The following is an 8,798-nucleotide window of genomic DNA, read 5'->3' on the forward strand; positions in this document are numbered from 1 at the left end:
AAAAACCTTTTTACCTTACCCTGCCAATTATCAGCTCCTGACTTTTAAGAAATTTATTATGCTAAAGAAAATCCTATATATCGGTTTGATTAGTTGCTTTATCGGCATTTTTGCCCAAGCACAATCCACTATATTGTATTCAACAGACAACCAAATATCAAGCAGCCTTATCAATGACATTTATCAAGATAAGGAAGGTTTTATCTGGATATCCACCGAATATGGACTGAACCGTTTTGATGGAAACAAATTCATCACATACAACCACATAGACGAAGACTCAACTTCGCTCTGCAATGACTATATTCATCAGACTTTTGAAGACAGCAAAGGAAATTTATGGGTCAGTTCAATGACTGGTCTGATGAAATATGACAGAAATACAAATTCCTTTACTCCAATACCCTTATATAGAAACCAACTGCAAGTATTTTCAGGCATAAACCAAATCATCGAGAGCAAAGAAGGAATATTATGGGCAACATCTTCAGGAGAAGGGCTATTCCAAATCAATGCAGAAAATCTAAAAGGACAATGCGTCATACCCATCTATCAAGCCGGATTCCGCCATTTAAGTACCGTATTGGATGACGGAAAAGGGAACTTATGGATAGGCTCCGAAAATGACGGACTAATACATTATAACCCTAGAAACGCAACTATCAAGATATTCAAGAAACCCGAAATCAGCGAAGATAATATATCCAGCCTCGCCAAAGACCCGTATGGAAATATCTATATCGGCACATTAAGCGGCGGGCTGAATATCTACAATGACTCATCTAAACAAATCAGACCCATCGTTTATAAAGGAAGACACAACCTACAAATAACAGTTTTAACTTATACAAACAACCGGCTTTATATCGGGACAGACGGCGAAGGGCTGAAAACTTATATACCCGGTGAACAAGAAATGCACGACATTCCCCTTGAAGATACGACATTCGACTTAAACAATAAAAAAATACACGCTATCTTGTTTGACCGCAATAACGATTTATGGCTCGGACTATTCCAACGCGGCGTAGCCCTTATCTCCATGCGCCACAATCCCTTCCAATATCATGGATACAAATCACTATATGGGAATCCGATAGGCAACAAATGTATCATGTCCGTCCTCGAAGACCATAGAGGACAACTATTTGTCGGGACGGATAACGATGGGCTTTATATTCTCGACAAACAATTCACCCCCTTGAACCATCTCCTTCCCAATAAGAGCATACATAGTGTAGCCAATACAATCTTAGCCATATTCCAAGACTCGGACAATGAAATATGGTTAGGTACATATACCAAAGGAGCATGCAAACTAAACCTGAACCAACAATCATGCGATTACATCCCGGAACTGCAAAATGAACGTGTATTTGCCATAACCGAAGACAAAAACCGTAACTTATACTTCAGTTCGTACGGAGCAGGATTGTATGTATACAACAAAGATAAAAAACAAATCACGCAATACAAATCCTTAGAAAAAAGCAGCGAGACAAAAATATACAACGAACTGCCAAACAACTGGATTAATGCACTCTATTGTGATAAAGAAGGACTAATCTGGATAGGACACTTTGAAGGCATAACGTGTTTTAATCCGAAAACTAAAAGTTTCCTGAACTTCAACGAACAAAACTATATCCTAAAAGGATGCATCGGCTATACCATAACTGAAGACCGTTATGGAAATATCTGGGCTGGCACTTCCAACGGACTATATACATTCAACCGGCAAACTGGAGAAATCAAACGCTATTCCCAACAAGAAGGATTAGGGAATAACATCGTATGCGGCATTTGTGAAGACAAATTCGGAAATATCTGGGTAAGCACTTTCAATGGTATCAGCCGATTAAATCCCCAGACACAGGCCTTCACTACGTATCATTCAGGTGATGGACTGCAAGGTAACGAATTTACACGTGGCGCTTTTTTCCAATCGGATAAAGGAACTATTTATTTTGGAGGGACAAATGGAATCACTAGTTTCATGCCCGAACAAATCATCAGTGAACGGCAAGTTCCGCCTGTTACCATTACTGATTTCAGGGTTTCAGGACAATCCATTAACACTCAAACTTTATCTAGAGGAAAACCAATCATAAAAACATCAGTCACAGAAGCCGACCGCTTCCGGCTAAGTTACAAAGACAATACATTCAGTATTTCATTCTCAACTTTGCAATTCGCACAAGCCAAACAAATTGTCTATAAATACCGCATCAAGGAATTAGACGAAAATTGGCAAACGACAGCTTTAGGAGCTAACTATGTTACATATAACAACTTAACTCATGGCAAATATACTTTTGAAGTGTTTGCTATCGACCATGGCTACAACTCGGAAATTAAAACAATTACAATCCTTATTACACCTCCTTGGTTCCTGTCATGGTGGGCATACATTCTTTATGGTATACTCATCTTACTTATCATTTGGGCATTCATAAGTTATACACGTACACGGTGGAAACAACGGAAAGAAATAGTGGAACGTAAACATGCAGAAGAAATAAGCGAAGCCAAACTACAGTTCTTCATCAATATTTCTCACGAAATCCGTACGCCTCTTACGCTGATTATCACTCCAATGGAGAAACTTATAGCCCAATGCCATGATGTGGAATTAAATAAAACCTACCTGATGATTTACCGTAATTCCCAACGTATCCTAAGATTGATAAATCAGCTTATGGATATCCGGAAAATAGATAAAGGGCAAATGATTCTCAAATTTAAAGAAACAGACTTGGTGAAATTCATCGAAGACTTTGTCAATACATTCAGTTATCTGGCACAAAATAAGCATATTACATTTACATTTGAACATGACGATAAACAACAGAAAGCATGGATAGACCAAAACAACTTTGATAAAATCCTAATGAACTTGCTTTCCAACGCCTTTAAATATACTCCTGAAGGCGGACACGTCACCATTGCCCTTAAAACAGGAGAAGATGATACTGCAAAATCCCCACTGAAAAAGTACATTGAACTAAGTATAAAAGACACTGGTATCGGACTGAACAATGAACAAATAGAACGTATCTTCGAACGTTTCTATCAAATAAATAATGACATTACACGTAATCAGGCTGGAACAGGCGTAGGACTTCATTTGACTCGTTCACTTGTACAATTACATTATGGAACAATCATTGCACGTAATCGTACCGACCAACAAGGAAGTGAATTCATTATTCATATTCCACAAGGATGCAACCATCTAAAAATGGAAGAACTTGACATAAGCGAAAATACTCCACCATCCCATAGAGGTCCCGAACAACTAGAAAAAAGCCTTCAGGAAGATACGGGTTCTCAAGAGGAAACCATTGACCCAAGCAAAAAGATAAAAACAAAGCATAATTTACACATTCTCATCGTTGATGACGAAAAAGAAATACGCGAATATTTAAAAAACGAACTTGAAACGGAATATAAAGTAAGTATATGCAGTAATGGAGCCGAAGCATACGACTTCTTACTGAGCAATTCCGTGCAACTTATTATCAGTGATGTTATGATGCCCGAAATGGATGGCATCACGCTTTGTCGTAAAATACGCGCCAATGCAAATATAAACCATATCCCAATCATTTTACTTACAGCCAAAGGACGTACAGAAGAGCAAACCGAGGGCATAGAAACCGGCGCAGATAGTTATATCATTAAACCGTTCAGCATAAAAGTCTTGCAAAGCACTATCACTAATCTGATAGAGACACGGAAACTGCTGAAAAATAAATTCAGCGGTGCACAAGAACAGAATGACAAAATACAGCCTGTACAACTTATCTCATCCAACGAAGTATTAATGCAACGGATTATGAAGATAATCAACGATAATATTGCTGAACCTTCGCTCAGCGTAGAAATGTTGGCTAACAGCGTCGGATTAAGCCGTGTACATTTACATCGTAAACTAAAAGAGATAACCAATCTGTCGCCAAGAGACTTCATCCGAAACATACGTATGCAACAAGCTGCAAAGTTGCTTAAAGAAAAAAGGCTTAGTATCTCTGATGTGGCTTATGCGGTAGGATACAATAATCTTTCGCATTTTTCGAACACATTTAAAGATTTATTTGGAAAAACTCCCAAAGAGTACATGCAAAACTTCCATGATGAACAAGAACCATTTCAGTTTGAATTAACTGAAAATCCTGATGCAAATGACGCGGATTCAGAAAATATGGAAGAACAAACCAATAATGAAACAGCAAAGATACCAACAATCAAGACGAAGAAAAATCCATGAACGAAAACACTACGAATGGTAAAAAGAACAACGTTACAGAATAGTTCCTATATCCCGTTGTATGACAAAACAAAAAAAGAGGGTGTTTCAAAATAGACTTTCATTTTGAGACACCCTCTTTATACTTTACTGATAATTTTTATTTCTGACGAATAAAGATATTAATCGGAGTACCAGACAAATTCCAACGCTCACGTATTTTATTCTCAAGAAAACGCTTATATGGTTCTTTTACATATTGTGGCAAATTGGCAAAAAATACAAAAGAAGGAATCTGTGTATTCGGCAACTGCGTAACATATTTTATTTTAATATATTTCCCTTTGTTCGAAGGGGGCGGATAAGCCTCAATCAAAGGCAACATCGCTTCATTCAAACGAGCAGTAGAAATACGCATTGTCCGTGCCTGATAAACTTCTTTTGCACATTCCAATACCTTAAATATACGTTGTTTCGTAAGAGCTGATGCGAAAATAATCGGGAAGTCCGTAAACGGAGCAAAACGGTTACGGATAGCTTCTTCATAATGCTTGATTACTTTATCAGTCTTATCCTCAACCAAATCCCATTTATTCACCACAACAACCAACCCTTTTTGATTACGTTGAATCAGAGAAAAAATATTCAAATCCTGCCCTTCAATACCCCGAGTTGCATCCAACATCAAAATACAGACATCCGAATTTTCAATGGCACGAATGGAACGGATTACAGAATAATATTCCAAGTCTTCATTTACTTTATTTTTTTTCCGAATACCTGCCGTATCCACTAAATAAAAATCAAAACCGAACTTATCATAACGCGTATAGATAGAATCACGAGTGGTTCCAGCTATCTCTGTCACAATGTTCCGCTCTTCACCGATAAAGGCATTGATAATAGATGATTTACCAGCGTTAGGACGTCCTACAACAGCAAAACGCGGGATATCTTCATCCAAATCTTCATCAGCCTCTTTCCGGAATTTACTCAAAATCAAATCCAACAAGTCCCCTGTACCGCTTCCGCTTAATGCTGAAATGCAATAAGGATCCCCCAGACCTAAAGAATAAAATTCTGCAGCATTGTATTGCAAATCATTATTGTCCGTCTTATTAGCTACAACAATTACAGGAGTTTTTGATCTGCGCAAGATAGCAGCAACATCCATATCCAAATCCGTCACTCCATTCATTATATCAACCATAAAAAGAATGACATCCGCTTCATCCATGGCTAATATTACTTGCTTTCGGATTTCTTCTTCGAAAATATCATCCGAATTAACCACCCAACCGCCGGTATCCACCACTGAAAACTCTTTTCCTTGCCATTCTGACTTTCCGTACTGGCGGTCGCGGGTTGTACCGGCCTGTTCATTCACAATAGCTTGACGTGTCTTAGTCAAGCGATTAAACAGTGTCGACTTTCCCACATTGGGACGTCCTACGATTGCTACTAAATTTCCCATATTTTTTTCATTTACGGCTATCACAGCCGAGATTAATCTAATTGATAACCAAAGTTCTTCAATTCTTTATCCGAACTTCTCCAATTTTCATCCACTTTGACAAAAGTTTCCAAATAAATAGACTTTTGGAAAAAATGCTCCAGTGTCTTCCGCGCTTCAGTCGCCACCTTTTTTAATGCTTTCCCTTGGTGACCTATAATGATTCCCTTTTGCGACTCGCGCTCCACATAAATCACCGCATTGATATGGATGCTTTTTGCCTCCTCCTTAAACTGCTCTACTACTACTTCCACCGAATAAGGAATCTCTTTATCGTAATACAACAGAATCTTTTCACGAATGATTTCTGTCACAAAAAAGCGTGCCGGCTTATCAGTCCATTGGTCTTTCCCAAAATAAGGGGGAGAATCCGGAAGCAAGTCTTTGACACGTTTCAACACGACATCCACATTAAACTTCGCTTTCGCTGATGTCGGAATAATTTCGGCATCAGGCAATAACTCATGCCACTCTTCTACCAACTTTATCAAACCGTCTTGATTGGTTAAATCAATCTTATTTATAAGCAACAAAACAGGAACATTCAATTTGCGTACTTTCTCTATAAAGTCCAAATTTTTATCCGGCTTCTCTACCGTATCTGTCACATACAATAATATATCAGCATCAACCAATGCGGATTCAGAAAAATTCAGCATTGATTCCTGAAGCTTATAATTCGGCTTTAATACACCTGGAGTATCCGAAAAAACGATTTGCATATCATCGGTATTCAAAATTCCCATGATACGATGCCGTGTTGTCTGCGCTTTAAATGTTGCGATAGAAACACGTTCTCCTACCAATAAGTTCATCAATGTAGACTTTCCTACATTGGGATTTCCCACAATATTTACAAATCCGGCTTTGTGCATATTCAATAATCCATCAACTATACAAAAAAACGCATCGGATCGGGATGCGTTTTTTATAAAGACTAAATTCTTTTCTTAAATCTTATCACCATCATAACCCCACTTCACATACGAAGCACCCCATGTGAAACCGGCTCCGAAAGCTGTGAAAATAATGTTATCACCTTTCTTCAACTGCTTTTCATAATCCCATAAGCAAAGTGGCAAAGTTCCAGCACTTGTATTGCCATACCGCTGAATATTAACCATCACCTTACTCAAAGGAACTTCCAAGCGCGAAGCGACAGCATCAATAATACGCAAATTTGCCTGATGAGGAACAATCCAGTCAATATTATCTTTATGCAAGCCATGTCTCTGAGCAATCTCTTCAGTTACATCAGACATGTTCGAAACAGCATACTTAAACACTGTTCTGCCTTCTTGATACAGATAATGCATTTTATTGTCGATGGTAAAATACGAAGGAGGACATACCGAACCGCCCGCTTTCATGTGCAAGAAAGGCAAACCCTTTCCATCAGTGCGTAATATCGAATCGATAATTCCATATTCTTCTGTCGTAGCCTCTACCATACAAGCGGCAGCACCATCACCGAAAATCGGACAGGTCGCACGATCTGAATAATTCACCATTGAAGACATCTTATCCGCACCGACAATAATAATCTTCTTATGTCTACCTGACTGAATCATACTTGCAGCTGTTTCCATAGCATAAAGGAAACCGCTACACGCTGCTTGCAAATCAAACGCATACGCATTTTTAAGCCCCAATTTATCACACAAAATCGAAGCTGTAGAAGGGAAATGATAGTCAGGAGTTGTAGTTGCCACAATTACGCAATCAATCGAGTCAGGATCTGAATTCGTCTTTTGCATCAATTGCTTGGCAGCCTTACGCGCCAAATAAGATGTACCTAAACCTTCTTCATTTAAAATACGTCTTTCCTTCACTCCAATTCGAGTCATAATCCACTCATCGTTGGTATCGACCATTCTTGACAACTCTTCATTTGTCAATACATAGTCAGGAACATATCCGCCGACTCCTGTAATTACAGCATTTATTTTTTCCATCATTTCTATTTTTAGTCTATGCAATCTTAAAAAAAGAGCCGAAGAGCCGAAAGCTCTCCGGCTTTATTCTTCTTTCAATACCACACAAACATGTTTAACTAAAGCTCACTCTTAAAGAGCTGCTTCTTTTTCGATTGCTAATTTTCCTCTGTAATAACCGCAAGCTCCACATACTGTGTGATAAACATGCCATGCTCCACAATTGGGGCAAATGGCCAACGTAGGAGCAACTGCCTTATCATGAGTTCTTCTCTTAGCAGTTCTCGTTTTTGATTGTCTTCTTTTAGGATGTGCCATTTTCTTAAAATTTATTTTAATTATTATCTATTAATTTTCTCAAATCATTCCACCTTGGGTCAACATCTTTCTGTTCTTCGCCCATAGATTGCATATCCTCTCCCTCTTCTTCTACGCACAAATGCTGATTTAACACCTTCATCATCTCTGGGTTACATTCACCATCTTCGTGTGTATGTTGCATAGGCAAACTCAACGCAATGAATTCGTACAAGAACCAAGTAATATCAATATATCCTTCTTCTTCAGGTACGGTCACCACTTCTTCGTTATCAGAATAATCTGTACCCAATTTCACTTTCAGCATATTGGTAGTGTCAACCGCAAGACTCATGTCATCCAAACATCGATCACACGGAACAACTACTTGACCAAACGTATGAAAATTCAATATAAATCCCCCCGTAAACTTCTTTACATCTAATCTTACATGTAATTTACCTTTCCGTATTTCTGGGGCATCTATATTCTTAAAGAAATTATCATCAAGATCATATTCATAACAACAAAGATCCTGAGTCATATTTCTTAAATCTACCTTATATATATCACACGTTTCCAAATCACTACACTATATAAATCGGGCAGCAAAGATACGAATAATTCTTGATATTCCCTAGCAGGGAAGTATATTTTTTAATCGTACTTTACTATTATAAACAAAAAAGTCCCCGACATCCGACTGGATACCGGGGACCCCCACTTAAAACGGCGGCTGCCTACTCTCCCACTTGCGCAGTACCATCGGCGATGCGAAGCTTAACTTCTCTGTTCGGAATGGGAA

6 protein-coding genes are annotated in these 8,798 nt (G+C 38.4%); 1 reads left to right on the forward strand and 5 read right to left on the reverse strand.

Annotation, left to right across the window (positions count from 1 at the left end):
- The first annotated feature begins 58 nt into the window (after positions 1–58).
- The gene (locus tag B5F91_RS11495; protein WP_087429229.1) at positions 59–4,270 is read left to right on the forward strand and encodes a two-component regulator propeller domain-containing protein; all 4,212 of its coding nucleotides are present in this window, start codon (positions 59–61) and stop codon (positions 4,268–4,270) included.
- A 139-nt stretch (positions 4,271–4,409) separates the two neighbouring features.
- Here B5F91_RS11495 and der read toward each other — a convergent pair whose 3' ends face one another.
- The 5 genes from der to B5F91_RS11520 all read right to left on the reverse strand — a co-directional run bounded on the left by der (position 4,410) and on the right by B5F91_RS11520 (position 8,537).
- A complete protein-coding gene (der, locus tag B5F91_RS11500) occupies positions 4,410–5,723 on the reverse strand; it encodes a ribosome biogenesis GTPase Der (RefSeq protein ID WP_087429235.1) in 1,314 nt (437 codons plus the stop codon).
- A 32-nt stretch (positions 5,724–5,755) separates the two neighbouring features.
- The gene (era, locus tag B5F91_RS11505; RefSeq protein ID WP_087429230.1) at positions 5,756–6,637 is read right to left on the reverse strand and encodes a GTPase Era; all 882 of its coding nucleotides are present in this window, start codon (positions 6,635–6,637) and stop codon (positions 5,756–5,758) included.
- Between the two features lie 75 nt (positions 6,638–6,712).
- A complete protein-coding gene (locus B5F91_RS11510; RefSeq protein WP_087429236.1) occupies positions 6,713–7,717 on the reverse strand; it encodes a beta-ketoacyl-ACP synthase III in 1,005 nt (334 codons plus the stop codon).
- 111 nt (positions 7,718–7,828) lie between these two features.
- A complete protein-coding gene (gene rpmF, locus B5F91_RS11515) occupies positions 7,829–8,014 on the reverse strand; it encodes a 50S ribosomal protein L32 (protein ID WP_007565939.1) in 186 nt (61 codons plus the stop codon).
- Positions 8,015–8,030: 16 nt separating this feature from the next.
- Positions 8,031–8,537, reverse strand: coding sequence for a DUF177 domain-containing protein (locus B5F91_RS11520; protein WP_144025108.1), 507 nt, complete (start codon positions 8,535–8,537; stop codon positions 8,031–8,033).
- Positions 8,538–8,798: the final 261 nt, after the last annotated feature.

It is taken from the genome of Bacteroides sp. An322 (assembly GCF_002161765.1).
Classification (GTDB): Bacteria; Bacteroidota; Bacteroidia; order Bacteroidales; family Bacteroidaceae; genus Phocaeicola; species Phocaeicola merdavium.

Excerpts from the sequence above, each read along its gene's own strand:
- der (WP_087429235.1), bottom strand. The coding sequence starts at position 5,723 with ATGGGAAATTTAGTAGCAATCGTAGGACGTCCCAATGTGGGAAAGTCG.
- B5F91_RS11495 (WP_087429229.1), top strand. The coding sequence starts at position 59 with ATGCTAAAGAAAATCCTATATATCGGTTTGATTAGTTGCTTTATCGGC.
- era (WP_087429230.1), bottom strand. The coding sequence starts at position 6,637 with ATGCACAAAGCCGGATTTGTAAATATTGTGGGAAATCCCAATGTAGGA.
- B5F91_RS11520 (WP_144025108.1), bottom strand. The coding sequence starts at position 8,537 with ATGACTCAGGATCTTTGTTGTTATGAATATGATCTTGATGATAATTTC.
- rpmF (WP_007565939.1), bottom strand. The coding sequence starts at position 8,014 with ATGGCACATCCTAAAAGAAGACAATCAAAAACGAGAACTGCTAAGAGA.
- B5F91_RS11510 (WP_087429236.1), bottom strand. The coding sequence starts at position 7,717 with ATGGAAAAAATAAATGCTGTAATTACAGGAGTCGGCGGATATGTTCCT.